This is a genomic window from Mesorhizobium sp. M0293, assembly GCF_040321735.1.
Classification (GTDB): domain Bacteria; phylum Pseudomonadota; class Alphaproteobacteria; order Rhizobiales; family Rhizobiaceae; genus Mesorhizobium.
In genome coordinates this window covers 23,796-48,992 of the sequence record NZ_JAMYSA010000018.1, presented here as the reverse complement: position 1 = coordinate 48,992, position 25,197 = coordinate 23,796, and the positions used below count along the sequence as shown (strand labels likewise).

Genomic DNA, 25,197 nt, shown 5'->3' with positions numbered 1-25,197 from the left:
AAACCGCCGCGCCGACGGGACAAGACTTCGCCTCGAGCTTAGCTACGCCGAGAAAACGTCCACATTGTCGATCAGCCTGGTCTTGCCGAGCCAGGCCGCCGCGAGCAGGCGCCCCTCGTGGTCGCGACGCCACGGCGCGAGCGTCAGGCTTTCGCGTGCCTCGATATAGTCGACTTTTTGGAAACCGGCGGCGATGAGAGCGCGGTGGGCCCCTTCGGTTGCGTCGCTCGGGTCGGCGCCTGCCGTCAGGGCCACTGCCGTGTTGCGCAATATCACATTGAGCTGGCGGGCGATCTTCAGTTCGGTTTCGTCGAGATAGGCGTTGCGTGACGACATGGCGAGACCATGCGTGTCGCGGATCGTCGGTGCGCCGATGATCTCGACAGGCAGGTCGAGGTCGCGACAGAGCTGCCTGACGACGCAAAGCTGCTGGTAGTCCTTCTCGCCGAAGATCGCGCAGTCGGGCGTTGCCTGCAGCAAGAGCTTTGCCACCACGGTGGCGACGCCGTCGAAAAAGGTCTGCCGAAAGTCCGATTCGAGCCCGGCGGAGGGGCCGCCGACCGAGATTTTCGTGGCGAAGCCGGCAGGATACATCTCGCCAACCGTCGGTGTGAAGGCAAGGTCGGCCTTTGCCAATCCCAGTCGGTCGAGGTCGCGGGCGAGCTGGCGCGGGTATTTGTCGAGGTCTTCGGTCGGCGCGAACTGTGTCGGGTTGACGAAGATCGACACGACGCAGCGATCGGCCTTTTCGAGCGCGATTCTGACCAACGAGATGTGCCCGTCATGCAGCGCGCCCATGGTCGGCACCATGGCGACACGAAGGCCATCGCGCCGCCAGGCATGGATTTGCGCGCGAAGTGCGGTAACGCTGTCGACGACCACCGGCCGGCTCATGCGTCATCCCTGCTGTTTGTCGCCGAAAAGACGTGGCCGGGACCAGGGAATGTCCGGCTCCGCACCTCCGCTGCATAGGTTTCGGCGGCATGCGAGATCACGCTGCGCAGATCGGCGTATTCCTTGACGAATTTCGGCACGCGGTCGACGGTCAGCCCGACCATGTCGTCGATGACCAGGATCTGGCCGTCGCAGTCGCCGCTGGCGCCGATGCCGATGGTTGGAATGGCGATGCGCCGGGTGATATCGGCGGCGACCGTCTCGACCGTGCCTTCGATGACCACCGAGAATGCGCCGGCGCTTTCGACCGCAAGCGCATCGTCAAGCAAAGCCGCAACAGCCTCCTCGGTGCGGCCCTTGATCTTGTAGCCACCGTCCTTTTCGACCGATTGCGGCTGCAGGCCGATGTGTCCCATGACCGGAATGCCGGCGGCGACGATGGCCGCGATCTGCCTGATCATGTCGACGCCGCCTTCGAGTTTCACCGCCTGGCAGCCGGTTTCGTCGGCACCGCGCCGCGCCGCGGCTACGGCTTGCGTTGCCGAAGCCTCATAGGTGCCGGCCGGCAGGTCGACGACGATGCAGGCCCTGGCCGAGCCGCGCATCACCGCTTGCCCATGCGCGATCATCATCTCAAGCGAGGCTCCGAGCGTCGTCTTGTGGCCGTGCAGGACCATGGCGACACTGTCGCCGACCAGAAGCAGGTCGACATGCTCATCGAGCAAGCGGGCCACTGGGTAGGTATAGGCGGTCAGGCAGACGATCGGCGTGCCGCCCTTGCGGCGGCGAATCGTATCGGCGCTGATGCGGATGTCGGTGGTCGGCAATTTTGTGGCCAATCGTCACCTCCTTCGGCCTGCTGCCGGGTTGGATGCAAGCATGGCGCGCGCAGAGCTTTAGAAAGACCACAAAGGCTTGGCAAGCGCGCATCCTGCGACGGAGAGGATCACGGGCTTGTGTCGAGTTTCCGGCAAGCCATTTGTGCGTTGGCCGTGGCAAAAGCCTTGCCTTCGGCAAGGCCTGACGCCATAAGCAGGAAACGGGCGCTGCCGGCGCGAGGGTTCCAACGATGAAGACTTTCCTGACTCAGTTTTTCACCTGGTGGAACAGCCAGACGCTGGGAACGCGCCTGCACACCTGGCGGCATGGCAAGAAAGTCGGTCAGGACGAAACCGGCAATGTCTACTACGAGGGCGGCATTGATTCGGAAGGCCGCACGCGCCGCTGGGTCATCTACCGCAACTATTCGGAAGCCTCCGCCATACCGCCTGGTTGGCACGGCTGGATCCATCATCGGGTCGACGTCGCACCGGCGAGCGAGGACTACAAGCCGCGCGACTGGCAGAAGTCGCATCAGCCCAATTTGACCGGCACGCCGGCGGCCTATCGCCCGAAGGGCTCGGTGCTGACCAATCAGCATCGTCCGCAGGTCACCGGCGACTACGACGCCTGGACGCCCGGGTCGTAGCGACAGGGTGCAGGCCGGTCCTTTATCGCCACAATTGGTGTTTAGCTGCTTGCTGATCAGAAAACGGCGACTAGCCTTGGTGGTCGACAGAATCACCCGGGCGCGAACCACCGGTATCCCTATATGAGCTTTTTCAACCTGACATCGATGGCCAGCCTGACGCTAGCCGCCGGTCTTGCCGTCGGCACCGCGGCGTTTGCCGCTTCGCCTGAACCCGCCGCACCGGCGCCGGCACCGCCCGCGGGATCGGAGCGGATCACCAATCCTGTCGCCGAGTTTGCCGGCATCGACAAGATCACCGGCCGCATCATCACCTTCGATGTCTATATCGACGAGACGGTGCAATTCGGCGCTTTGCAGGTGACGCCACGCGTCTGCTATTCGCGGCCGCAGAGCGAAGAGCCAAAGACGGATTCCTTCGTCGAGGTCGACGAGATCACGCTCGACCGCAAGATCCGCCGCATCTTCACTGGCTGGATGTTTGCCGAAAGCCCCGGCCTCAACGCCGTCGAACATGCCGTCTATGACGTCTGGCTGAAGGAATGCAAACAGAAGTCGGATGTGCCGGCACCCGACGGCACCAAGGCTGACGCGACCAAAGCCGATGCTTCAAAGCCCGCCGCGGCCAAGCCGAAGCCTGCTGCCACTCCGGATGTGGCACAGCCGGATGCCACGGAACCCGATACGACGACCGACCCCAACTGATCCTTCGGAACCGTCCTGGCGACCATGCGTTGGACCACGGACGATCGCGCATTTATGCGCACGGAGGATTTTCCGATGTCAGACAGCAAGCGGATCACTGCCGGCAAGGCAGAATTGCTCGAACTCGAAAAGGGGTTTTGGACCGGCGACGCGGCCTATTACGCCGCCAATGCCGACACCGAATGCCTGGTGGCATTTCCGCAGATGGCCAAGGCGATGGACAATGCCGATCTCGCCAAGACTGCAACCAAGCCCAACCGCTGGCGGGACCTGAAGATCGACCTCAAGGGTATTATCGAGCCGGGCAGCGACATCGTCATGCTGACCTACGAGGCGCATGCGACACGCGAGAACGGCGAACCCTACGCGGCCCTGGTCAGCACCGGCTACGTCCATCGCGTCAATGGCTGGAAGATGATGTTCCATGCGCAGACGCCGCTGGACGCCGCGGCCGGGAGGTAAGAGGCTCCATCGTCAGGGATAGAATATGGCCTCGCCCTTCAGCGCTTCGGCCAGCATCTTCTCATATTTGCCGCGCGGCACGTCGACCGCGCCGAAGCGCTTCAGGTGCTCGGTGGTGAACTGCGTATCAAGCAGCGCGAAGCCTCGTGCCTTCAACCGCTCGACGAGGTAAAAAAGGCAGGTCTTGGAGGCGTCCGTCTCCCTGGCGAACATGCTCTCGCCAAAAAACACCCGGCCAAGCGACACGCCATAGAGGCCGCCGACCAGCCGGTCCTCGCGCCATGCCTCGACCGAATGACAGTGCCCTATCCGATGCAGTTGCACATAGGCTTCGCGGATCGGCGCATTGATCCAGGTCGACCGGCGCTCCGCGCGCTTTTCGGCGCAGCCGTCGATCGTCGCTTCGAAATCGAAATCGAAACGGATGTCGAAAGGATGCTTCTTGATCGTTTTCCTGAGGCTCTTCGGTGTGTGAAAATCGTCGAGCGGAATGATGCCGCGCGTCTCCGGCCGCACCCAGAATACCTCCGGGTCGCCGGCACTTTCGGCCATAGGGAAGACGCCCGAGGCATAGGCCTTGAGCAGAAGGTCGGTGGGGATGCGATAGCCGGGCGCGTAGGGACGGGTCATCGCGACTCCGCGCTACTCTTCCTTGGCCAGATATTTTTCCAGCCAGTGGATGTCGTAATCGCCATTGGCGATGTCGGCATTGCCGACGAGATCGCGAAACAGCGGCAATGTCGTCTTGATACCATCAACGACGAATTCGTCCAAGGCGCGGCGCAGGCGCATCATGCACTCGACCCGGTTGCGCCCATGCACGATCAGCTTGCCGATCAGGCTGTCGTAGTAGGGCGGGATCTTATAGCCGGAATAGACGCCGGAATCGACGCGGATGCCCAGGCCGCCCGGTGTGTGGAAGTGGGTGATCGTGCCGGGCGAGGGCGTGAAAGTGCGCGGATCCTCGGCGTTGATACGGCATTCGATGGCGTGGCCGTTGAACTTGATGTCCTCCTGTTTCACCGAGAGGCCACCGCCGGAGGCGACGCGGATCTGCTCGTGCACGAGGTCGATGCCGGTGATCGCTTCCGTCACCGGATGCTCGACCTGCAGGCGTGTGTTCATCTCGATGAAATAGAACTCGCCATTCTCGTAGAGGAATTCGATCGTGCCGGCGCCGGAATAGCCGAGGTCCGCGATGGCCTTGGCGCAGATGCCGCCGATGCGGGCGCGCTCTTCGGCATTGAGGGCCGGCGAGGGAGCTTCTTCCCAGACCTTCTGGTGGCGGCGCTGCAAGGAGCAGTCGCGCTCGCCGAAATGGACGCCGTGGCCAAAGCCGTCGCCGAACACCTGCACCTCGATATGGCGCGGCTTTTCCAGGTATTTCTCGATATAGACGGCATCGTCGCCGAAGGCCGCACCAGCTTCGGTGCTCGCGGTCTGCAAGGCGACCTCGAGGTCGGCCTCGGTAAGGGCTACCTTCATGCCGCGCCCGCCACCGCCCGCAGATGCCTTGATGATCACGGGATAGCCGATCGCGGCGGCAATGCGCCTGGCTTCCTTTTGATCGGTAACCGCGCCGTCCGAACCGGGCACTACCGGAATGCCGAGGCGCTTTGCAGTGCGCTTGGCCTCGATCTTGTCGCCCATGATGCGAATGTGGTCGCCGGTCGGGCCGATGAAGGTGATGTTGTGCGCAGCCAGGATGTCGGCGAACTTGGCGTTCTCCGACAGGAAGCCGTAGCCCGGATGCACGGCATCGGCGCCGGTGATTTCGCAGGCCGCGACGATCTGATGGATGTTGAGGTAGCTGTCGCGCGATGGCGGCGGGCCGATGCAGACGCTCTCGTCGGCGAGCCGCACATGCATGGCGTCGGCGTCGGCGGTCGAATGCACCACCACCGTCTGGATGCCGAGTTCCTTGCAGGCGCGCAGGACCCGGAGGGCGATTTCGCCGCGATTGGCGATGAGGATCTTCTGGAACATCCGGCCGCTCTACTCGATCACGACAAGCGGCATGCCGTATTCGACGGGCTGCGAATCCTCGAACAGGATCGCCGTCACCGTGCCGGTGCGCGGCGAGGGGATCTGGTTCATCGTCTTCATCGCCTCGATGATGAGCAGCGTCTGGCCTTCCTTAACCTTCTGGCCGACCTCGATGAACGCCTTGGCGTCGGGCGACGGCGCCAGATAGGCGGTGCCCACCATCGGCGAGGTGACCGCATTCTTGGAAAGGTCCGCTACGACGGGCATGGCAACGGCGGCAGCTTGCGCTGCTGCTGGCGCGTAGGCCTGCTGCGGCGCTGCGATCGCGTGAACGGCCGGCGCCTGGCGCGAGACGCGCACCTTCAGGTCACCCAGTTCAACCTCTATCTCGGTGAGGTTGGTGTCGTTCAGTATGCCCGCCAGATCGCGGATCAGCTGCTGGTCAACACCGTTCTTCTTTATCGACATTTTCGAGCCTTCTGTTTGTTGGCCGGTCATAGGCGTGCTGCCAGCGCCTGCAATGCCAGCGTGTAGCCGAGCGGCCCAAAGCCACAGATCATGCCGACGGCGACCGGCGCGACCATGGAGACGTGGCGGAATGGTTCCCGCGCATGGATGTTGGAAAGATGGACTTCGGCCACCGGCAATGGCGCGACAGCGCGGATGGCGTCGTGGATGGCGATCGATGTGTGGCTGTAGGCGCCAGGATTGATGACGATGCCGACAGCCTTGTCGCCGGCTTCCTGGATCCAGTCGACAAGGTCGCCCTCATGGTTCGACTGGCGGAAATCTATCTCAAGCCCAAGTGCCGTGCCGGCCTGCTTGCAGTCGTCGGCGATGGCGGCAAGTGTCTTGCCGCCATAGATGCCCGGCTCGCGCTTGCCGAGCGCGTTGAGATTGGGACCGTTCAGGACGAAAACCGTTTTCAAAAAAGCCGACCTTTCCCGGCGCCGACATCAAGCCGGCGCGCTGGGCCCTCTATAATGGGCATAGACGCCCGCGGAAAGAGCGCAAGTGCGTTCTTTCACTGTCCACAACAGGCGGAAATGTGCCCGTGAGAAATATGCTCGCGAGCAAGATCAGAGCGCGGCCTTCGCCGCCTCGATCTTTTCAGCCAGCACTTCCTGCCCAAGCGCACCAAACACGACCTCGTTGCCGACGACATAGGATGGCGTTCCGGTGATCGCCAGCTTGTTGGCAAGATCGAAGGTCTTGGAGAAGGTCTCGGTGATCGAGGGATCCTTCATCTTCTCGCGCAGCGCTGCTTCGTCGGCACCGAGCGACAGCGCGACCTTGATGGCCGCTGCCTCCGTGGCGCGCCCCTGGCCGCCGAGCAGCGCATTGTGGAACTCGCCGTATTTTTCCGGGTGCATCAGGTGAAAGGCCATCGAGACGACGCTCGCCTTTTGCGAATCCGGTCCGAGGATGGGGAATTCCTTGAGGACGAAGCGCAAATCCGGATCGGTCTTGGTCAGCGCCTTCATGTCGTCGATGGCACGTTTGCAGAAGCCGCAATTGTAGTCGTAGAACTCGACGATGGTGACCTTGCCGTTCGGATTGCCGACGACGCCGTCGAAGGCGGAGTTGAAGATCTGGTCCTTGGCGTTCTTGATGACGCCGAGATGGGCGATACGCTGCTCTTCCTTCTGCTTGGCTTCAAGCGCGTCCTGGACCTCCAGAAGGACTTCCGGGTTCTTGAGCAGATAGTCGCGGATAATGCCTTCGACCTCGGTGCGGTCGATCTTGGTGTCGGCCGCCGCCGTCTCGACCGGCTGCGCGGTACCTGCCTTGGCAATCTGCGGGTTCCCTGCCACGAATCCGAAAGCCAGCATGGCAAGAGCGACCGCAACCCCCGTGGTGCCCAGCAGCAGTGCCTTTTTCATCGTTCCGTTCCTTCTACCTGTTTTCCGGTCTGGCTGTGTCGTGGCGCGCGGCCGGAAGGTTCACTTGATCTTGGTTGATGGCCTGTAGTTTATGATATCCTGGGCGCGAAGCCAGCGCGGCTCGCCGCGCTTCATCTCTTGCTGTGCCCGCATGGCGAAAATCTTCGCATCCTTGTAGTTGCCGGAATAGAAATGGCCTTCGGCGGTGGCAAGTTCGGCGCCCGGTATGTCACCCAACTCGCCATAGGCCTGCGCCAGATAGCGATACCCGGCCGAATTTTCCTTGTCGCGCCCGAGGCCGTTGTTGATCTGCACCACGGCCTTTTTCAAGGATTCCGGTGTGCCGACGGCCATCAGCGCCTGGCCCATGGACACCGGCAGCAAGCCGGACCGTGCCGGATCGAGGCTGACCGCCTTGGCATAGGCGTCCGCCGCTTCCTTGGGTTTGTTTGCCTTCATTAGGATATCGCCGCGCAGTTCCTGGAAATAGGCGTTCTTCGGCTGCGCCTTGATCAGTGCATTGGTCTTGGCGAGCGCGGCGGCAATGTTGCCGAACAGGTAGGTCGACTGGGCATCGCCATACTGCGCGGCCAAGGTTCCCTGCATCTTTCGCATCAGCCGCGACGCAGCGGCCTGGCCATTCATGTAGACGGCGATCTTCACCCGCATCATGTCATGACGCTGCTGCAACGCGGGAGGGTCCAGCCTGTCGATATTGGGGCTCTGTTTCACCAGCACGTCGAGATTGGCGATGCGATCCTGCGGCATTGGGTGGCTGATCCGGTAGGGATCGACCTGGGCGCCCGAAAGCGACAGCGCCGTCTGGAAACGGTGGAAGGTCTTCAGCATGCCCATGCCGGACTGGCCGGTGGCGTTGAGATAGGTGATCGCCGAACGGTCGGCCGTCATCTCTTCGGTACGCTGGTAGGCGAGGATGCTGCGCTGTGCCATCTCGCCGCTGCCGGCCGCCACGCCCATGCCCGCACCGGCAAGGCCGCGACTGTTGGTGGTCGCACCGGCGACGATGGCGCCGGCGCCAAGCAATGTCGCGATGATTGCCATCGTCTTGGCGCGTTCGAGCTGATCGCGCAGTTTCTGCTGATGGCCGCCGGCGATATGGCCGGCTTCGTGGGCAATGACGCCGATGATCTCGTTGGGCGTTTCGGCCGTCATCAGCGCGCCGGTGTTGATGAACAGCCGGCGCCCGGTGACGAAGGCGTTGAAACTCTGGTCGTTGACAAGAACGATGTCTATGCCGTCATTTGCCAGGCCCGCCGCCCTGAAGATCGGCCGCGCATAATCGCGCACCAGCGCCTCGATCTCGGCGTCGCGTACCACCGGCACGTTCTGGGCGAAGGCGCTGGCCGAACTTGCCACTGCGACGGCAACGCCGAGCGAAAGCGTCGCGAAGACGCGCGCAGCCTGGGCAATCGTCGATCTGGGTCGGCTCAACATGATGGGTCCACTGGTAGACGAGCGGGCGAAAGATGAAAAGTCGGCGCCGGAAACTTCCTCAACTTGTGATCCTCACATCAATCGGGCATTTGTGCGGCGTATGCATCAGGGGCTTGGCGCGCTTGATCGTCGGGAATAGGGATAAAATGGTTGTTTCGCTCTCACGCCGCGGCAATGTCGAGCCCTTCCATGCCATGGACATTCTGGCCGAGGCAAACCGGCTGAAGGCGCAAGGCGTGCCGGTCATTTCCATGGCCGTCGGCCAGCCCTCCGATCCCGCACCGGTTCTGGTTCGCGCGGCGGCGACCAAGGCCTTGCAGGACGGTCGCATCGGTTACACCGATACGCTGGGACTGGCAGGTTTGCGCAAGGCGATCGCCGAACACTACGCTGATCACTATGGGCTTGATATCGAGCCCGGCCGGATCGCTGTGACCACCGGATCGTCGGCCGCCTTCAATCTCGCCTTCCTGGCGATGTTCGATCCAGGCGACCGCGTCGCCATTGCTGCACCCGGCTATCCTGCCTATCGCAACATCATGGCCGCACTCGGCATCGAGGTGGTCGAGATCGAACTCGGCGACGCCGCCTATCTGCATGCCGGCCATCTGGAAACCGCGCATCGCGAGAACCCGCTGAAGGGCGTTCTGTTCGCCAGTCCGGCCAATCCAACCGGCGCGGTCATACCGGCCGATGAACTGGCGGCCCTGGTGAGGACGGCACAAGAACTCGGCATCGCCGTCATCTCGGACGAGATCTACCACCGGCTGGCTTATTCCGCTCCCGACACCACGGCGCTTGCCTACGGAGGCGACGTGACGGTGATCAATTCCTTCTCGAAATACTACTGCATGACCGGCTGGCGCATCGGCTGGATGGTGCTGCCCGAAGAGCTGGTGCGGCCGGTCGAGCGCGTCGCCCAGAGCCTCTACATCTCGCCGCCGGAACTGTCGCAGATCGCCGCCATCGAGGCGTTCAAGGCAACCGAGGAACTGGAAGCGGTAAAAGGCCGCTACGCCCGGAATCGCGAACTTCTGATGAAACGCCTGCCGGAACTCGGCTTTCCGCTGGCGGCACCGATGGACGGCGCCTTCTACGCCTTTTGCGATGTCACCCGGCACACCAACGACAGCATGGCCTTTGCACGAAAGATGCTGGCTGAGGCGCATGTCGCGGCAACGCCCGGCCGCGACTTCGACACCCAGGCGGGGCACCGGATGATGCGGTTTTCCTATGCCGGCAGCCACGACGACATGGTCGAGGCAATTGCGCGCATTGAACGCTGGTTGAGGTAGCGCTATGCCGGAACTTGAGCAGGCGCTGGGCGAAGTCGCCGCCGAAATGGCCGAACGCAGCGATCGCGGCGACGTTGCCACCTACATTCCTCAGTTGGGCAAGGTCGACCCCAAGAAATTCGGCATCGCCGCTGTCACCAATGACGGCCGCGTGCTGATGGCGGGCGACGCCGAGCAGGCCTTTTCGATCCAGAGCATCTCCAAGGTGTTCACCTTGACGCTGGCGCTCGGCAATGTCGGCGACGCGCTGTGGCAGCGGGTCGGGCGCGAACCGTCAGGCAATCCGTTCAACTCGATCGTACAGCTCGAGCATGAGAACGGCATTCCGCGCAATCCGTTCATCAATGCCGGCGCCATCGTTATTTCCGACATCCTGCTTGCTGGCCACCAGCCACGCGAGGCGATCGGCGAAATCCTGCGCTTCATCCAGTTCCTCGCCGATGACGAGACGATCATTATCGATCGCGAGGTCGCGGCGTCCGAACGGGCCACCGGCTATCGCAACTTCGCGCTTGCCAACTACATGAAATCTTTCGGCAATCTCCACCATGCGCCGGAGCTGGCGCTGGGCGTCTATTTCCATCACTGCGCCATCGCCATGAGTTGCCGGCAACTGGCGCTCGCGGGCCGCTTCCTCGCCAATGGCGGCAAGAACCCGGCGACCGGGCATTCCGGGGAGGCGGCCGAGCGGACACGCCGCATCGGCGCCATGATGCTGACCTGCGGCCATTATGACGGCTCAGGCGATTTCGCCTTCCGCGTCGGCATCCCCGGCAAGAGCGGCGTCGGCGGCGGCATATTGGGTATCGTGCCGGGCGTGGCGTCGCTTGCCGTCTGGTCGCCAGGCCTCAACGCCAACGGCAATTCCAAGCTGGGGTCGATCGCACTGGAAAAGCTGGCCAGGATGATGAACTGGTCGATCTTCGCGCCTTGATGCATGTCGCCCAAAAGTGCGCAGCGGTTTTGGGGCAACGACATGCGTAGAATAAAAGAAGCGCTTTAGCATCTCGCGGCGGATCGGAACGCCAGATGTGAAAAAACGGTAGTGGGTCAGTTTGGAATCTTAGATTGCCGGCGAATGCCCACAGCGCCTGCCGCGGCACCGCCTAACCCGAACGACATATATCGTTCGATCAGTTCCGGGCCATTAACCATAATACTATCGAATAGAGAATGGACCCGTCCTCGCTGGAAGAGTCTCATGGTTCTTTGCGGCATCAGGCCGTGCCTCTGCCTCTCACGTGCCTCTGCCTCTCAAAAAAAGATGCGGCCTCTCAAAAAGATGGGTCGCTTTTGGGCTTCTCAGTGGAGGAATAGATGAAAACGCTCCTTACGTTCGCGGCGGCTTTGGCACTCGCACTCGCAGCGTCCGCTCCCGCGTCTGCCGTGAAGAATGGATTTGACAGCGATACGTCAACTACATCCGGACAGGGAAATGGCGGAAAAACAAATGACAGCGCCAACCCGGATAACAGTGGCACGACGACAACGACCACCACGACTTCAGGGCCACATGGTCAGGTGAAGCAGGGCGAGACCGATTGTAACAACTGCTCGACGACGACCACGTCGGACCTGCCGGGCAAGAACAGATAGGCCAATGAGGAACCAGGGGCGGGGAAACCCGCCCCTCGCTACCAAAAATCCCGCGCCGTCTTTCAAAACAGCGCGGGATTTATTTGTCAGAAAATCACTTCAAGTGACTAAAAGGCTTAGAAAAAGCCCTTCCGCTGCCACCAGCCGGCGCGCTTCGGCTTGTCTTCGGTCTTGGCTGCGGACTCTTCCGCAACGGTCGAAGACACAACCGGGGCGACTGGCGCATCCGCGGCCGCCGCCTTGCGTCGCGACGGGCGGGCCTTCGGTGCCTTCTCGACAGCCGCTGCCTCGTCGGACGCAGTGGCCGGCGTCTCGACCGGTGCTTCCACCTCGGCGGCCGGCGCCTCGGCGGCGACCTCGGCCGTGGCCTTCTTCGGCTTGGCGACACGGCGTGGCTTCTTCGGCTTCTCGGTGCTCGGCGTGTCGTCGTTGGCCGGAGCAAGCGCCACCGGCTCTTCGATCGGTGCGGCAACTACTGGCTCGCTGGCGATCACCTCGGTTGCGGAGACTTCGCCTTCAGACGCGTCGGCTGTCTCGCCGGCGCTTGCCTCGGCTTCGCCTTCGCCATCTTCACGGCGATTGCGTTTGCCGCCGCGCTTGCCGCGCCGGCGCTTCTTGCCCGGGCCTTCATCCGAAGTGCCCTGGCTTTCGTCCGAAGCCTCAACCGTTTCGGAGGTTTCGGCAACACCAACAGCGGCGTCCTCGTCCGCTTCCGCGTCACTATCGCTAGCGGCCGAGTCGGAGAACTCATTGGCAGGCGTCGAGACGGAAGCACCGTCCGTTGGCGCGCCATGTTCGCGGTCGCGATCCTTGCCGCCGCGACGTCTGCGACGCTTGCGACGCTTGCGGTCGCGGCCTTCACCTTCTTCGCCAGCGGCAGCAGGCCGGGGTTGTTGCTGCGGCTGCTGGCGTGGCTGTTCGGCCTGCACCGGCGCCTCGTCGTCTTCCTCGATGACGACAATCTCGTCTTCGGGCTCTTCCGGCTCGACATAGGCAGGCAGGCTGCGCAACTCGACAAAGCCTTCCGGCTTTTCAGCCAGCGCGCCGCGGAAGATCGCATAATGCTGCGCACCGACCGAATCGTCGGCCTCGACGGTGATCGTCAGCCCAAAGCGGCTTTCGAGTTCCACCAGCGTGCCGCGCTTGTGGTTGAGCACATAGAGCGCGGTCGCCGCCGGCGTCCGCACGGTGATGTGGCTGCGCGAATCCTTGAGCAGGAATTCCTCGATCGCCCGCACCACCAGCAGCGCGACCGACGAATCGGATCGCACGTGGCCGGTGCCGCCGCAATGCGGGCAGGGCTTCATGGTAGATTCCAGCACGCTGGCGCGGATGCGCTGGCGTGACATCTCCATCAGGCCGAAATGCGAGATACGGCCGACCTGGATGCGCGCACGATCGTTCTTGAGGTGATCCTTCAGCCGCTTCTCGACGGAGCGGTTGTTGCGGTTCTCCTCCATGTCGATGAAGTCGATGACGATCAGGCCGGCGAGATCGCGCAGCCTGAGCTGACGCGCGACTTCCTCGGCCGCTTCCAGATTGGTGTGGAGCGCGGTGTCCTCGATCGAGTGCTCCTTGGTGGAGCGGCCCGAATTGACGTCGATGGCAACCAGCGCCTCGGTCTGGTTGATGATGATGTAGCCGCCGCTCTTCAGCGTCACTTGCGGCTGCAGCATGCGGTCGAGCTGCGCTTCGATGCCGTTGCGCACGAAGATCGGCGTCGTGTCGCGGAACGGCTGAACCACCTTGGCGTGGCTCGGCATCAGCATGCGCATGAAGTCCTTGGCCTCGCGATAGCCTTCCTCGCCGGAGACAAGAATCTCGTCGATATCCTTGTTGTAGAGGTCGCGCACCGAACGCTTGATCAGGCTGCCTTCCTCATAGACCAGGGCAGGGGCCGTGGACTGCAAGGTGAGACTGCGGACATTTTCCCAAAGCCGCATCAGATATTCGTAATCGCGCTTGATCTCCGCCTTGGTGCGGCTCTCGCCAGCGGTGCGCAGGATAACGCCCATGCCTTGCGGCACTTCGAGATCGGCAACGACCTCCTTCAGGCGCTTGCGGTCGACCGCGCTGGTGATCTTGCGCGAAATGCCGCCGCCGCGGGCCGTGTTCGGCATCAGCACCGAATAGCGACCGGCAAGCGACAGATAGGTGGTCAGCGCCGCACCCTTGTTGCCGCGCTCTTCCTTGACGACCTGCACCAGCAGGATCTGTCGGCGCTTGATCACTTCCTGGATCTTGTACTGGCGGCGCACCGGCTTGCGGCGGTTGCGCACTTCTTCCAGCGCATCCTCGGCGCCGACCGATTCGACCTCGTGATCATCCGGATGCGAGGACTGAACCTCCTCGAGCATGCCGCGATCATTGTCGCCTGACGTCGCTTCGCTGCCCTGTTCGGCCTGCGGGACGGGTTCGGAAATCACATCGGCTTCGACCGAGGCTGCGATCGACGTCGGACCGCCTTCGCGGGTTTCGCCTTCGTCCTGATCGGCGGAATCCTCGCCATGCGCGGAGGCATCGGCATGTTCCGACGTATCGGCCGCATGTTCGATGATCTCGGACGTGTGGGAGATGTCATCGGCAACAGCATCGTCGCCATTGTCGCTTGTCTCGTCGGCAGCATCGCTTGCCTCGCCGGAATCGGCTGCATCGCGCTTGTGCTCACCGCGGTCGCGGGGCTTGCCGCCGCGCCGGCGGCCGCGCCGTCCACGATCGCGGCTTTGGCGATCATCGCCGTCGCCGTCCTCGTTCTCCTCGTCTTCTGCCTCTTGCGCTTCCGCGCGCAGCAGTGCCTGACGATCGGCGACCGGAATCTGGTAGTAGTCGGGGTGAATTTCACTGAAGGCGAGAAAACCGTGACGGTTGCCGCCATATTCGACAAAGGCTGCCTGAAGGGAGGGCTCTACGCGCGTTACGCGGGCTAGGTAGATGTTTCCTTTGAGCTGCTTCTTGTCCTGGGATTCAAAGTCGAATTCTTCAATACGATTACCGCGAACGACGACAACGCGTGTTTCCTCCGGGTGGGAGGCGTCTATTAGCATTTTGTTGGGCATTATTTCGTTTCCTCCCGGCAGCCGTCAGCCGCAGCTTGCGAGGCAAAGCCTGCTGCTGCGTGTCTGGAATGTGGGTGCCGGATATCTGGATGTCCGCCGGCCGCCGCTTGAGCGCCATGGCGGTGCCGCCCGCAGCCATACTGGCGCGGTTTGATGCGGACCTTTCCATGATTGCGCTTGAAGCCATCGTCACCAGCAGAACCTTTTGAACCAAAGCCCGGACGAACCGGACCAGCTTGTTTGCTCATACAGAGCCGGCGCGGGAACAAACCCGGCCGTTTTCCTCACGCAGGCGATTCCCCCGCCACGGGCGCACACCTGCGAAATTCGTCGCGATCACCTGAACCCTTTTCGCGTGAAGCGAAAGGAGCCGCCTTTTTCATCTGACCCTGTAGCAGGAAGCTGCGGAGGAGGGCGGTTCCAGGATTGCAGTGATCCACCATCGCTTTTATGATTTGGCAGGGTGGAAGGCAACCCCGATTTCCGATGCCGGCAAAAAGCAGTTCCGTAACGTAAGTACAGCTACCGACCCTTGCATGAAAAGGCTTGGTTAACCTTCTCTGGATACCAATCGTTAATCGAGTTCGCGGCCTAACCGGCACTTCGACGAAACGACCAGGCGCCTGGCGCCAAACCGGGAGCGACTGGAAGAGAGATGGGACTGGCAGACTTCACAGACAAGGGATGTCGTGTTGGCGGCCGGATTCTGGCCGCTTTCTGCTTCTTGCTGCTGCTGGCGATCTCGTCTGCCTTTTCCTCTGTCGCCAATGCCGCCGACGCTCCACTTGTGGCAAAAGGCTACAAGATGGCCGGCGATGCCACCAAGACGCGCATCGTCATGGATTTCGACCGCGAGCCCGATATCAAATGGTTCCTGCTGCGCGGTCCCAACCGGCTTGTCCTCGATCTCGCGAATACGAGATTCGCCATTGACGCCAAGGATTTGAAGGCGCGCGGCCTGGTCAAGGGCGTACGCCTGGGCCAGCTCGGCGAGGGCGTTTCGCGGCTGATCATCACCGGCAAGGGACCCTTCGCCGTCGACAAGCTCGATGTGCTGAAGAATGAGGACGGAAACGGCTACCGCATTGCCATCGACATGTCGGCGGCGTCCGCACGCGAGTTCGATGCCGCACTTGCCAATCAGGCGCTGACCACCGGATCGACGGTTTCGACCGACAAGGGAGAGCGGGTCGGCACCGGACCGGTCTCCAATCCGGGCCATCGCTTCACCGTCGTCATCGACCCAGGCCATGGTGGCATCGACGGCGGGGCCGAGGGCCTGAACGGCACCATCGAGAAGAACGTCACGCTCGCCTTCGCCACGGAGCTGCGCGACAAACTGGCCGCCGTCGGCAATTACGATGTGTTCATGACGCGCAACACCGACGAATTCCTGCGTCTGGACGACCGCGTGCGCATTGCCCGGCAGCATGAGGCCGACCTGCTCATTTCCATCCATGCCGACACAATCAGCGTCAAGGGCATTCGCGGCGCCACCGTCTACACGGTTTCCGACAAGGCTTCGGATCCCGAGGCGCAGGCGCTTGCCGACCGGGAAAACCTCTCCGACCAGTTCGCCGGCATGGAAATCAAGAACGACAGCAAGGAAGTCACCGACATCCTGATCGACCTGATCCGCCGTGAAACGCACAATTTCTCGATGAGTTTCGCCCACACGCTGGTCGGCCAGTTGTCAACCAGCGTCGGCTTGATCAACAATCCGCAGCGTTCGGCGGGCTTCAAGGTGCTGAAAGCACCAGATGTGCCATCCGTACTGGTCGAACTCGGTTACCTCTCGAACGCCAAGGACGAGGCGCAGCTGCTCAACGCCGACTGGCGGGGCAAGGCGGCCCAGAGCATAACCAATGCCGTCGCGCTTTTCGCTTCGGCCAAGGCGGAACCGGGAACCGGAGGCTGATATGCCCGGCGGCGCCTGCAACCAGAGGCAGCGTTGCTCGGCGACAACACACGGTGCTTTTATTTTCGGCTCGCGACCGCGAAATCCTGCGTTGCCGTATTTTGTCCACATGGTGGCGACAAGGGTCTTCGATTACGGATTGGGACCGGCTCGAAAGCTTGCGCGAAAGGCGGCTTCGTTTAGGAAATTCCCGAACCAAGGACTGGAGCGGGTATGATTCGTCTCATTGGCTATTTTTTCGGCATCGGCACGACGCTGGCCCTTCTGGTCGCGGCGGGCGTTGCGATCTACATAGGCCATTTATCGAAGGATCTGCCCGACTACGAGGTGCTGGCTAAATACGAGCCGCCGGTGACCACCCGCATCCATTCATCGGATGGCGCGTTGATGGCCGAATATGCGCGCGAACGGCGCCTGTACTTGCCGATCCAGGCCATACCGGACCGCGTCAAGGCGGCCTTCCTGTCGGCGGAAGACAAGAACTTCTACAACCACCCTGGCATCGACGTGACCGGCCTCGGCCGCGCCATCATCGTCAACCTGCAGAATCTCGGCTCGGGCAGGCGTCAGGTGGGCGCCTCGACGATCACCCAGCAGGTGGCGAAGAACTTCCTGTTGTCCTCGGACCAGACCTACGAGCGCAAGATCAAGGAGATGATCCTCGCCTTCCGCATCGAGCAGGCCTATCCCAAGGACCGTATTCTCGAGCTCTATCTCAACGAAATCTTCTTCGGCTTCGGCGCCTATGGCGTCGCCGGCGCGGCGCTGACCTATTTCGACAAGTCGGTCAACGAGCTGAGCGTGGCCGAGGCCGCCTATCTGGCCTCCCTGCCGAAGGGGCCGAACAACTACCACCCCTTCAAGCATGCCGATCGCGCGCTGGAGCGCCGCAACTGGGTCATCGACCAGATGGTCGAGAATGGCTACGTCACGCGTGAGGAAGGCAACAAGGCCAAGGCTGAGCCGCTGGGCGTGACGCCGCGCCGCAACGGCAACTATCTGTTTGCCGGCGAGTACTTCACCGAAGAGGTGCGCCGCCAGATCATCGCCCGTTACGGCGAGAATGCGCTTTACGAAGGCGGCCTTTCCGTCCGCACCACACTCGATCCGAAGATCCAGCTCATTGCCCGCAAGTCGATGCAGAACGGGTTGATGAAATACGACACCCTGCGCGGTTATCGCGGGCCGGTGAAATCCATCGACGTGTCGGGCGACTGGGGCGTGCCGCTGGGCGCCGTCAAAGGGCTGGAGGACGTTCCCGAATGGTCGCTAGCCGTCGTGCTCGACAGTTCGGCGACCGGCCTGTCGATCGGTCTGCAGCCCGCGCGCCAGGCATCGGGCGAAATCGTCAAGGAACGCGTCGAAGGCACCGTCAGCAAGGAGGACATGGGTTTTGCCATGCGCCATGTGGTCGACGGCAAGACCGTCAAGGCCAAGTCGCCGGCGGAGGTGTTGAAGCCGGGCGACGTCATCTTCGTGCAGAAGAACGATGGCTCCGATGGCGCCTACAGCCTGCGCCAGGTTCCAGAGGTTGAGGGCGGCCTGATCGCCATGGATCCGCATACCGGCCGCGTGCTGGCCATGGTCGGCGGCTTCTCCTACGCGCAGTCCGAATTCAACCGCGCGACGCAAGCCATGCGCCAGCCGGGTTCCTCGTTCAAGCCGATCGTCTATTCGGCGGCTCTCGACAATGGCTATACGCCGGCCTCGGTGATCATGGATGGGCCGATCACCATCCAGAGCGGCAATACGACCTGGACGCCGAAGAACTACGACGGCACCGTCGCTGGTCCGGCAACCCTGCGCTCCGGCATCGAGAAGTCGCGCAACCTGATGACGGTGCGGCTTGCCAACGACATGGGCATGAAGCTGGTCGTCGAATATGCCGAGCGCTTTGGTGTCTACGATCATCTGGCGCCGTATCTGCCGATGGCTCTGGGCTCCGGGGAAACGACCGTGATGCGTATGGTGTCGGCCTATTCGATCATGGCCAATGGCGGCAAGTCGATCAAACCATCGCTGATCGACCGCATCCAGGACCGCTACGGCAAGACCGTGTTCAAGCAGGACGAACGTGGCTGCCAGGGCTGCAATGCGCCCGAATGGCAGAACCAGCCTGAGCCGGAACTGGTCGACAATTCCGAGCAGGTGCTCGATCCGATGACCGCCTACCAGATCACCTCGATGATGGAAGGTGTCGTGCAGCGCGGCACCGGCGCCACCATCGGCGAACTGGGCCGCCACATCGCCGGCAAGACCGGAACGACGAACGATGAAAAGGATGCCTGGTTCATCGGTTACACGCCCAACCTCGTCGTCGGCCTCTACATGGGCTACGACACCCCGCGCGGCCTTGGCCATGGCGCCACCGGCGGTGGTCTCGCGGCACCTATCTTCAAGGACTTCATGCGGGTGGCGCTGGACGGCACGCCCAATGTCGACTTCAAGGTTCCGGACGGCATGAACCTGGTCGCCATCAATCGCAAGACCGGCATGCGTGCCGCCTCGGGCGATCCCGGCACCATCATCGAGGCCTTCAAGCCGGGTACCGGCCCCGCCGACAGCTATTGGGTGATCGGCATGGGCGCCGATGGCTCCAATGCCACCGGTGGCGCGCTGTCGCCGCAGGCCAATCAAGCCATCCAGTCCGGCGGCGGCGGCCTCTACTGACGATTTTCATGAGCGGATGGGCTGGCCTTGCGCCGGCCCATTTTGCTTTACAGCCGGCGGCGGCCTCCCTATGTATCGCCGACCAAATTCGGCAAACAGGACAGAACAGCCAGCCATGCGCGCGGAAACGCAGAATATTGTCGACGAGATCAGGCAGGCGATCACCCTGCTGAGGAGGCATCTTTGACTGGGATCAGGCCATAAAGCGGCTTGAATACCTCAATGTGCGCGCCGAGGACGCCAGCCTCTGGAATGAACCGCTGGAAGCGCAGAAGCTGATGCGCGAACGCCAGGGCCTTGAAGAAGGCATCGCCTCGGTGAGAGGCCTGACGCAGGCGCTGGAAGACAATATCGGCCTGATCGAACTCGGCGAGGAAGAACGCGACGAGGGCGTCATTGCCGAAGCCGAAGCCGCGATCCGCTCGATGCAGGGCGAAGCGAAGGCCCGTCAGGTCGAGACGCTGCTGTCGGGCGAAGCCGACGCCAACGACACCTATCTCGAAATCCATGCCGGCGCCGGCGGCACCGAAAGCCAGGATTGGGCCTCGATGCTGCTGCGCATGTACACGCGCTGGGCCGAGCGGCGCCGCTTCAAGGTCGAGATCCTGGAAGTGCATGACGGCGAAGAGGCCGGCATCAAGTCCGCCACGTTGATGATCAAGGGCCACAATGCCTATGGCTGGATGAAGACGGAATCGGGCGTTCATCGCCTGGTGCGTATTTCGCCCTATGACAGCAATGCGCGCCGCCATACGTCCTTCGCCAGCGTCTGGGTCTATCCGGTCATCGACGACACGATCGAGATCGACGTTTCCGAATCCGATGTCCGTATCGACACCTATCGCTCGTCCGGCTCCGGCGGCCAGCACGTCAACACCACCGATTCGGCGGTGCGTATCACCCACCTTGCGACCGGTATCGCTGTCGCCTGCCAGGCCGAACGTTCACAGCACAAGAACAAGGCCAAGGCTTGGGAGATGCTGCGCTCGCGCCTCTACGAGGAAGAGCTGAAGAAGCGCGAGGCGGTTGCGAACGCCACCGAAGCGTCGAAGAGCGATATCGGCTGGGGTCACCAGATCCGCTCCTATGTGCTGCAGCCCTACCAGCTGGTGAAGGATCTTCGCACCGGCGTCGAGAGCACCAGCCCGTCGAGCGTACTCGATGGCGACCTCGACGATTTCATGGAAGCCTCGTTGTCGCAGCGCATCGAAGGTGGTGCGGGTGAAGCCGTGGCGGACCTGGACTAAGGCTATGCTCATATTCAGGTGAGGCCGGCCTGCAAATGGCGGCTTCCTGCGTTTCCGGTGCTCACGGACCCGAATGTCCGCTCCGCTCCGGTTCTCGGAACCCACCATTTTTGACTCGGCCTGACCTGAATCTGAACATACCCTTCGCACCTTGGCGACGGAGGAGAGAGTGACTAGCAAGCTCACCGGAAAGTGCTTTTGCGGCGCGGTTCACTACGAAGTCGCGGACGAATTCATCTATGCCGCGAATTGCCATTGCTCGAACTGCCGCCGCACCACCGGTTCGGCCTTCAAGCCTTTCGCCGGTATCGAGCGCGAGAAGTTTGCTCTCACCGCGGGGCATAACAAGCTCCTGATCTTCGGCGACGAAAGCGGCCATGACGCGCATTGCGGCCGGTGCGGCTCATTGCTCTATTCGCTCGTCCGCGAGGGCGCTTTCGTCCACGTTGCCATGGGAACACTTGTCGACGATCCGGCCATCCGCCCGACCGCGCACATCTTCGTCGGCTCGAAGGCCAGCTGGTTCAACATCGCCGACGGCCTGCCTCAATATCAAGAGCATGTGATCGCCAACCAGCCATAGGCTGGAACCACACCGCACCAATCCCGTTTATTCGACACCTGTTTGCCGGGAAGTTGATTTCAGCGGTCGGTAGCGGATGGTTGGTTGGCATGCGCCGCGGCACTCGTGAACGCAGCAATTTCTTGCGCCGACTCACATTTGCGCTCACCATCACGGCATCGAGGGGAGACAAAAAGCATTTATGGCCGGGCGCGGCATATCTGCAAGCTGACGATCTGGCCGCTGGGAAGACACGTTCCGGGAACGGGCAAGCAAAGTGCTTGATGCTCGTTTGAAAGGAACGCTTCCATGTCTGCTGCCACATCCAGATCGGCCCATGCCGCTGAACCGGTCGGCCGACTCTTGTTTTCCCTGTTCGCAATTGGCGCAATCGCAATGCTGACGGCACCTGCCTTTGCGCATGACGCCACACCGACAGCGGCAAAGCCACTAGGCTGGAGTTACCCATTCGCATGCTGCGCCAACTATGATTGTCGTACGGCTCATACCGGCGAAGTGTTGGAAAAACCCGAGGGCTATGTCATCGCCGGCACGGGTGAGGTTGTTCCCATGAGCGACAAGCGCGTCAAGGACAGCCCGGATGGTGAGTTCCACTGGTGCGCGCATCAGGCCGGTCTCGACGCCGGCAAGACGATCTGCCTGTTCGTGCCGCCGCGCTCTTACTGACGAGGGCGTCGGCGGTCGACACTTTTCTTAGCGGGCAAGCCTGCTGACGGATGGTTGTCAGGAGCACTTCTTTATGTTGCCTTGCCTCACAGGTGGCGGGCAATGGAGAGGAATTCGCTGATGACCATCAAGGCAAGCTGTCATTGCAAGGCGACGACGTTCGAGGTTTCGCAGGCACCGCAGACGGTGACGCAATGCACCTGTTCGTTCTGCTCGAAACGCGGCTCGCTCTGGGCCTACTACATTCCATCGCAATTCAAGCTCACCAGTCCGATAGAGAACGTTTCTTTCTACCAATGGGGATCGAAAACCGTAAAGCATGGGTTTTGCGCCACCTGCGGCTGCGGCACCTTCACGGAAACACCGGATTGGTCGACCGGCGAGCCGGATTTCGATAATCCCAAGATCAGCGTCAACTCGCGGCTGTTCGATGATTTCGATCTAGACAAGGTCGAAGTGGTGGTCATCGACGGCAAGAATCTCTGGTAGCCTGGTTCTGGTCATCCCAGCGCGGCGATGCGGCGCGTTCGCCGGGGCATGGTCCCCGGGAAAAGCCATGGGCGGTGCTTTTGCCGTTCCGCTTTTCGCCGCAATTCATGGTACAAGTCGCCGGAAGGGCTGATTTGGCGCCACCGCAAGGCGTGACTTGGAGAGGGACCATCTATGAAAAAGACTGTGCTCGTCGTCGTGGCGACGGCTGTGCTCGTGAGCGCCTGCACCACCACTGATCCGTATACAGGCGACCAGAAGATTTCCAATACGGCGGCCGGAGCAGGCCTCGGTGCTCTGGCAGGTGCCAGTCTTGGCCTGCTTGCCGGCGGCAATGACCGCCGCAACGCGCTGATTGGTGCCGGCATCGGCGCGCTCGCCGGTGGCGCCATCGGCGCCACAATGGACCAGAACGAGGCCGAACTGCGCCGACAGCTTGAGGGTACCGGTGTCAGCGTCACCCGCAGCGGTGACCAGATCATCCTCAACATGCCATCCGACATCACCTTCAACGTCGATCAGGACGCGGTGAAGCCTGGCTTCTACCAGGTGCTGAACTCGGTCGCGCTGGTGCTGAAGAAGTTCAAGCAGACCACGGTCGACGTTTTCGGTCATACCGATTCGACCGGCGGCGAGCAGCATAATTTCGATCTGTCGCAGCGCCGCGCTCTGGCGGTCGCCAACTATCTGTCCGGTCAGGGCGTCGATCAGCGCCGCTTCGCCGTCACCGGTTTCGGCAAGACGCGCCCGGTCGCATCCAACGCCACGGCCGAAGGCCGCGCTCAGAACCGCCGCGTCGAGATCCAGCTCTCGCCGCTCACCTGATCTGTTCGGCAAGCGAATGCGAAACGGCCCCACATGGGGCCGTTTTTGTTTGAACTGATGTCGATGCTCTTCAGATTGGCGCATCATAGAATTAGCTATTGCTAAAATAATTGCTTTCCCGCAGCCATGGAAGGGAATAGCATCGTTGCTGTTCCGGAGGGGATGAGGCGGTACAACTGGCCGCGCAATCAGCATTTTTCCGCCTCGGTCTTGCACGGCCAGATCAGAAAATCTGGGAGGAATGCATGCCAAGAACAGCCAGCCTCGGGCGCTGCGGCGTCCTCATTTTAACAGGTCTCGCAAGCGCATGGTTGGGCGTCGCTACGGCTCGGGCCGAGGACGCCAACAAGGCCGACATCGATGCCTTGAAAAAGTCACTCGCCAAATATGAGGACTACACCGCAGCCGTCCGCGACCTCTATCTGTCGACAGTCGGCTGCGTCTACTACAGCGGAGAAAAGATAGCGGGTGCGATGGATTACCCGAAGGGCGCCATGGGTATCCATTTCGTCAATGTCCCGAGTATCGGCCAAAAACTCGACCCGATGCACCCCAATGTCCTGATCTACGAACCGACCAAGAAGGGCTTGCGTCTGGTGGGCGTGGAATGGCTGATGCCTCTGACGCCAGACACCAAGGAACCCCCGAAGCTCTTTGGCCAAACATTCATGGGACCGATGGAGGGGCACTATCCGCTCATCCCGAGGGAGTTCGTGCACTACGACCTTCATGCCTGGCTCGGCGACAACCCGAACGGCATGTTCAGTCCGACGAACCCGAACGTGAAATGCAGCAAGGCCGAGTTTCCGATGCTGGAAAAGCCGACCAAGATGATGCCCGGGCCGATGTAACGGGCGAGACAGGCTGGCGTGAACTCATAAATGGCGCTTCCAAGGCGAAAGCGCCCGTTTCGGCTCCTGTCGCCATGTCGCAGAGGGCCAGAGCGGTCATTGACCAGGCATCTTAAAATCTCTTCCGCCGGCTCGGGCGTTGTCGCCAGCTTGTCTAGGACAAACCCGTCATGGAACTCTCTTCAGGGAGGATGCAATGATCAAGCGAGGACGCATGTGGGTGACAATGGCTTCGTGCGTCCTTTGCCTTTTTACACTGCCCGCCCAGGCGAGCAGCTTAGGTGATCTTGTCAGGAATGGCGACGTCGCGGCAGTGGCTTTCGCCTTGGACAAAGGCGCCGCTGTTGACGAACTTGACGGCGTTACGGCGCTCTACATCGCCTGCGAAGGCGGAAATGTCGAGTTAGCCAAACTTCTGATCAATCGTGGCGCGGACGTCAACCTGCCCGTCAGCTGGCAAAGAACGCCACTCTACGCCGCCAACAAGGCTGGGCACGCCGAGATCGTGAAGCTGTTGCTCGACAATGGGGCCGATCCAAATCAGGTGGCGAAAGCGCAGACGCCGCTGCACGTGGCTGCCGAAAATGGCTGTCTTCAGTGCGTCATTCATCTTGTGGACGCCGGGGCAGAGGTCAACGCACTGACATCGAATGGAAATCCGCCCATACATTTGGCCAAGCTCAGTGGTCACGAGGACGTCGTGGCCTACTTGCGCAGTCATGGCGCCGGACGACCGGCCCTTGCGCCGATTTCGGCACGACTTGCATCGGCAAACGCTGAATCGGGCAAAGAAATTTTCGGCAGAACGTGCGGGGTTTGTCATCTTGCAGCGCCGGGGGTCAAGATTTCCAAAAAGGCCAATCTATGGGGCATCGTAGGGCGGCGTAAGGCTTCGCAAGGCGATGTCGAGTATTCGTCAAGTTTAAAGGACGCTGGTGGCGATTGGACCTTCGAGGAACTCAATTTTTTTATCTCAAACCCCGCACTCACTTTGCCTGGAACAGATATGATTTTCCCGGGCCTGCAGGACGAGAAGCAGCGAGCAGACGTCATCGCTTACCTGCGGACCTTGAGTGACACACCGCCGCCGCTTCCCGATTGATAGCTCCTGTCTGGTGGTACCGTGATCCGCAAATTAACTTGCAGCG

At 61.7% G+C, this 25,197-nt stretch carries 24 protein-coding genes; 15 read left to right on the top strand and 9 right to left on the bottom strand.

The annotated features are described in order from the left end of the window. Positions 1-42 precede the first annotated feature (42 nt). Positions 43-894 carry a pantoate--beta-alanine ligase gene (gene panC, locus NKJ06_RS09775; RefSeq protein ID WP_352633513.1) on the bottom strand — a complete coding sequence of 284 codons (852 nt, stop codon included), beginning with the start codon at positions 892-894 and terminating at the stop codon, positions 43-45. After that, the gene (gene panB, locus NKJ06_RS09770) at positions 891-1,733 is read right to left on the bottom strand and encodes a 3-methyl-2-oxobutanoate hydroxymethyltransferase (RefSeq protein WP_352809716.1); all 843 of its coding nucleotides are present in this window, start codon (positions 1,731-1,733) and stop codon (positions 891-893) included. Before panB ends, panC begins: the two co-directional genes overlap by 4 nt. A 230-nt stretch (positions 1,734-1,963) precedes the next feature. Between panB and NKJ06_RS09765 the strand changes: the two genes are divergently transcribed. The 3 genes from NKJ06_RS09765 to NKJ06_RS09755 all read left to right on the top strand — a co-directional run bounded on the left by NKJ06_RS09765 (position 1,964) and on the right by NKJ06_RS09755 (position 3,529). Beyond that, the gene (locus NKJ06_RS09765; RefSeq protein WP_352633509.1) at positions 1,964-2,362 is read left to right on the top strand and encodes an NADH:ubiquinone oxidoreductase subunit NDUFA12; all 399 of its coding nucleotides are present in this window, start codon (positions 1,964-1,966) and stop codon (positions 2,360-2,362) included. Positions 2,363-2,485: 123 nt separating this feature from the next. Further along, positions 2,486-3,067: a DUF2155 domain-containing protein gene (locus NKJ06_RS09760; RefSeq protein WP_352633507.1), complete on the top strand. Its 582-nt coding sequence runs from the start codon at positions 2,486-2,488 to the stop codon at positions 3,065-3,067. Between the two features lie 75 nt (positions 3,068-3,142). Next, positions 3,143-3,529 carry a hypothetical protein gene (locus tag NKJ06_RS09755; protein WP_352633505.1) on the top strand — a complete coding sequence of 129 codons (387 nt, stop codon included), beginning with the start codon at positions 3,143-3,145 and terminating at the stop codon, positions 3,527-3,529. Positions 3,530-3,541: 12 nt separating this feature from the next. Here NKJ06_RS09755 and aat read toward each other — a convergent pair whose 3' ends face one another. The 6 genes from aat to NKJ06_RS09725 all read right to left on the bottom strand — a co-directional run bounded on the left by aat (position 3,542) and on the right by NKJ06_RS09725 (position 8,853). Then, positions 3,542-4,159, bottom strand: a complete 618-nt coding sequence (aat, locus tag NKJ06_RS09750; protein WP_352633503.1) for a leucyl/phenylalanyl-tRNA--protein transferase — start codon at positions 4,157-4,159, stop codon at positions 3,542-3,544. A gap of 12 nt (positions 4,160-4,171) precedes the next feature. After that, complete coding sequence (gene accC / locus NKJ06_RS09745; RefSeq protein WP_352633501.1) at positions 4,172-5,515, bottom strand: acetyl-CoA carboxylase biotin carboxylase subunit; 1,344 nt, start codon at positions 5,513-5,515, stop codon at positions 4,172-4,174. A gap of 9 nt (positions 5,516-5,524) precedes the next feature. After that, the gene (gene accB / locus NKJ06_RS09740; RefSeq protein ID WP_352633499.1) at positions 5,525-5,983 is read right to left on the bottom strand and encodes an acetyl-CoA carboxylase biotin carboxyl carrier protein; all 459 of its coding nucleotides are present in this window, start codon (positions 5,981-5,983) and stop codon (positions 5,525-5,527) included. 26 nt (positions 5,984-6,009) lie between these two features. Next, the gene (gene aroQ, locus NKJ06_RS09735; RefSeq protein WP_292186858.1) at positions 6,010-6,444 is read right to left on the bottom strand and encodes a type II 3-dehydroquinate dehydratase; all 435 of its coding nucleotides are present in this window, start codon (positions 6,442-6,444) and stop codon (positions 6,010-6,012) included. Positions 6,445-6,594: 150 nt separating this feature from the next. Next, entirely contained in the window at positions 6,595-7,398 is an 804-nt protein-coding gene (locus tag NKJ06_RS09730; RefSeq protein ID WP_352633495.1) for a DsbA family protein, read from the bottom strand. A 60-nt stretch (positions 7,399-7,458) separates the two neighbouring features. Continuing rightward, entirely contained in the window at positions 7,459-8,853 is a 1,395-nt protein-coding gene (locus NKJ06_RS09725) for a M48 family metalloprotease (RefSeq protein ID WP_352633493.1), read from the bottom strand. 146 nt (positions 8,854-8,999) lie between these two features. On the opposite strand from NKJ06_RS09725, the gene NKJ06_RS09720 reads away from it, so the two are divergent. From NKJ06_RS09720 to NKJ06_RS09710, 3 genes are all read left to right on the top strand, one after another. After that, a complete protein-coding gene (locus NKJ06_RS09720) occupies positions 9,000-10,148 on the top strand; it encodes a pyridoxal phosphate-dependent aminotransferase (protein WP_352633491.1) in 1,149 nt (382 codons plus the stop codon). Between the two features lie 4 nt (positions 10,149-10,152). Then, a complete protein-coding gene (locus tag NKJ06_RS09715; protein WP_352809712.1) occupies positions 10,153-11,082 on the top strand; it encodes a glutaminase in 930 nt (309 codons plus the stop codon). Between the two features lie 383 nt (positions 11,083-11,465). After that, complete coding sequence (locus NKJ06_RS09710) at positions 11,466-11,744, top strand: hypothetical protein (RefSeq protein ID WP_352633487.1); 279 nt, start codon at positions 11,466-11,468, stop codon at positions 11,742-11,744. Positions 11,745-11,860: 116 nt separating this feature from the next. Here the strand turns inward: NKJ06_RS09710 and NKJ06_RS09705 are convergent, their stop codons facing one another. Beyond that, positions 11,861-14,800 carry an Rne/Rng family ribonuclease gene (locus NKJ06_RS09705; RefSeq protein WP_352633485.1) on the bottom strand — a complete coding sequence of 980 codons (2,940 nt, stop codon included), beginning with the start codon at positions 14,798-14,800 and terminating at the stop codon, positions 11,861-11,863. Between the two features lie 655 nt (positions 14,801-15,455). On the opposite strand from NKJ06_RS09705, the gene NKJ06_RS09700 reads away from it, so the two are divergent. From NKJ06_RS09700 to NKJ06_RS09660, 9 genes are all read left to right on the top strand, one after another. Beyond that, a complete protein-coding gene (locus NKJ06_RS09700; protein ID WP_352633483.1) occupies positions 15,456-16,718 on the top strand; it encodes an N-acetylmuramoyl-L-alanine amidase in 1,263 nt (420 codons plus the stop codon). Positions 16,719-16,931: 213 nt separating this feature from the next. Beyond that, entirely contained in the window at positions 16,932-19,388 is a 2,457-nt protein-coding gene (locus NKJ06_RS09695) for a penicillin-binding protein 1A (RefSeq protein WP_352633481.1), read from the top strand. A gap of 115 nt (positions 19,389-19,503) precedes the next feature. Beyond that, positions 19,504-20,635, top strand: a protein-coding gene (prfB, locus tag NKJ06_RS09690) for a peptide chain release factor 2 (protein ID WP_352633479.1) whose coding sequence is annotated in 2 segments (ribosomal slippage) — positions 19,504-19,569 and positions 19,571-20,635 — 1,131 coding nt in all. Because the reading frame shifts where the segments join, the coding sequence is not laid out codon by codon here. A gap of 169 nt (positions 20,636-20,804) precedes the next feature. Beyond that, the gene (locus NKJ06_RS09685) at positions 20,805-21,218 is read left to right on the top strand and encodes a GFA family protein (RefSeq protein WP_352633477.1); all 414 of its coding nucleotides are present in this window, start codon (positions 20,805-20,807) and stop codon (positions 21,216-21,218) included. 288 nt (positions 21,219-21,506) lie between these two features. Then, the gene (locus NKJ06_RS09680; RefSeq protein ID WP_352633475.1) at positions 21,507-21,884 is read left to right on the top strand and encodes a hypothetical protein; all 378 of its coding nucleotides are present in this window, start codon (positions 21,507-21,509) and stop codon (positions 21,882-21,884) included. A gap of 120 nt (positions 21,885-22,004) precedes the next feature. After that, on the top strand, positions 22,005-22,373 hold the full coding sequence (locus NKJ06_RS09675) for a GFA family protein (RefSeq protein ID WP_352633473.1): 369 nt from the start codon (positions 22,005-22,007) through the stop codon (positions 22,371-22,373). Positions 22,374-22,547: 174 nt separating this feature from the next. Beyond that, positions 22,548-23,198 (top strand): YiaD family glycine zipper/OmpA-like lipoprotein, encoded by a 651-nt coding sequence (locus NKJ06_RS09670; protein ID WP_352633471.1) that lies wholly within the window; start codon positions 22,548-22,550, stop codon positions 23,196-23,198. 245 nt (positions 23,199-23,443) lie between these two features. Continuing rightward, on the top strand, positions 23,444-24,049 hold the full coding sequence (locus NKJ06_RS09665; protein WP_352633469.1) for a hypothetical protein: 606 nt from the start codon (positions 23,444-23,446) through the stop codon (positions 24,047-24,049). 196 nt (positions 24,050-24,245) lie between these two features. Then, a complete protein-coding gene (locus NKJ06_RS09660) occupies positions 24,246-25,151 on the top strand; it encodes an ankyrin repeat domain-containing protein (RefSeq protein ID WP_352809708.1) in 906 nt (301 codons plus the stop codon). The last annotated feature ends 46 nt before the right edge of the window (positions 25,152-25,197 follow it).

Bases quoted from the DNA above. Each gene is read 5' to 3' on its own strand.
- accC (WP_352633501.1), bottom strand. From the start codon at position 5,515: ATGTTCCAGAAGATCCTCATCGCCAATCGCGGCGAAATCGCCCTCCGG.
- NKJ06_RS09760 (WP_352633507.1), top strand. From the start codon at position 2,486: ATGAGCTTTTTCAACCTGACATCGATGGCCAGCCTGACGCTAGCCGCC.
- NKJ06_RS09715 (WP_352809712.1), top strand. From the start codon at position 10,153: ATGCCGGAACTTGAGCAGGCGCTGGGCGAAGTCGCCGCCGAAATGGCC.
- NKJ06_RS09720 (WP_352633491.1), top strand. From the start codon at position 9,000: ATGGTTGTTTCGCTCTCACGCCGCGGCAATGTCGAGCCCTTCCATGCC.
- NKJ06_RS09695 (WP_352633481.1), top strand. From the start codon at position 16,932: ATGATTCGTCTCATTGGCTATTTTTTCGGCATCGGCACGACGCTGGCC.
- NKJ06_RS09765 (WP_352633509.1), top strand. From the start codon at position 1,964: ATGAAGACTTTCCTGACTCAGTTTTTCACCTGGTGGAACAGCCAGACG.
- NKJ06_RS09700 (WP_352633483.1), top strand. From the start codon at position 15,456: ATGGGACTGGCAGACTTCACAGACAAGGGATGTCGTGTTGGCGGCCGG.
- NKJ06_RS09710 (WP_352633487.1), top strand. From the start codon at position 11,466: ATGAAAACGCTCCTTACGTTCGCGGCGGCTTTGGCACTCGCACTCGCA.
- NKJ06_RS09665 (WP_352633469.1), top strand. From the start codon at position 23,444: ATGCCAAGAACAGCCAGCCTCGGGCGCTGCGGCGTCCTCATTTTAACA.
- NKJ06_RS09705 (WP_352633485.1), bottom strand. From the start codon at position 14,800: ATGCCCAACAAAATGCTAATAGACGCCTCCCACCCGGAGGAAACACGC.
- panC (WP_352633513.1), bottom strand. From the start codon at position 894: ATGAGCCGGCCGGTGGTCGTCGACAGCGTTACCGCACTTCGCGCGCAA.
- NKJ06_RS09730 (WP_352633495.1), bottom strand. From the start codon at position 7,398: ATGAAAAAGGCACTGCTGCTGGGCACCACGGGGGTTGCGGTCGCTCTT.
- NKJ06_RS09725 (WP_352633493.1), bottom strand. From the start codon at position 8,853: ATGTTGAGCCGACCCAGATCGACGATTGCCCAGGCTGCGCGCGTCTTC.
- accB (WP_352633499.1), bottom strand. From the start codon at position 5,983: ATGTCGATAAAGAAGAACGGTGTTGACCAGCAGCTGATCCGCGATCTG.
- aat (WP_352633503.1), bottom strand. From the start codon at position 4,159: ATGACCCGTCCCTACGCGCCCGGCTATCGCATCCCCACCGACCTTCTG.
- NKJ06_RS09660 (WP_352809708.1), top strand. From the start codon at position 24,246: ATGATCAAGCGAGGACGCATGTGGGTGACAATGGCTTCGTGCGTCCTT.
- NKJ06_RS09675 (WP_352633473.1), top strand. From the start codon at position 22,005: ATGACCATCAAGGCAAGCTGTCATTGCAAGGCGACGACGTTCGAGGTT.
- NKJ06_RS09755 (WP_352633505.1), top strand. From the start codon at position 3,143: ATGTCAGACAGCAAGCGGATCACTGCCGGCAAGGCAGAATTGCTCGAA.
- NKJ06_RS09680 (WP_352633475.1), top strand. From the start codon at position 21,507: ATGTCTGCTGCCACATCCAGATCGGCCCATGCCGCTGAACCGGTCGGC.
- NKJ06_RS09670 (WP_352633471.1), top strand. From the start codon at position 22,548: ATGAAAAAGACTGTGCTCGTCGTCGTGGCGACGGCTGTGCTCGTGAGC.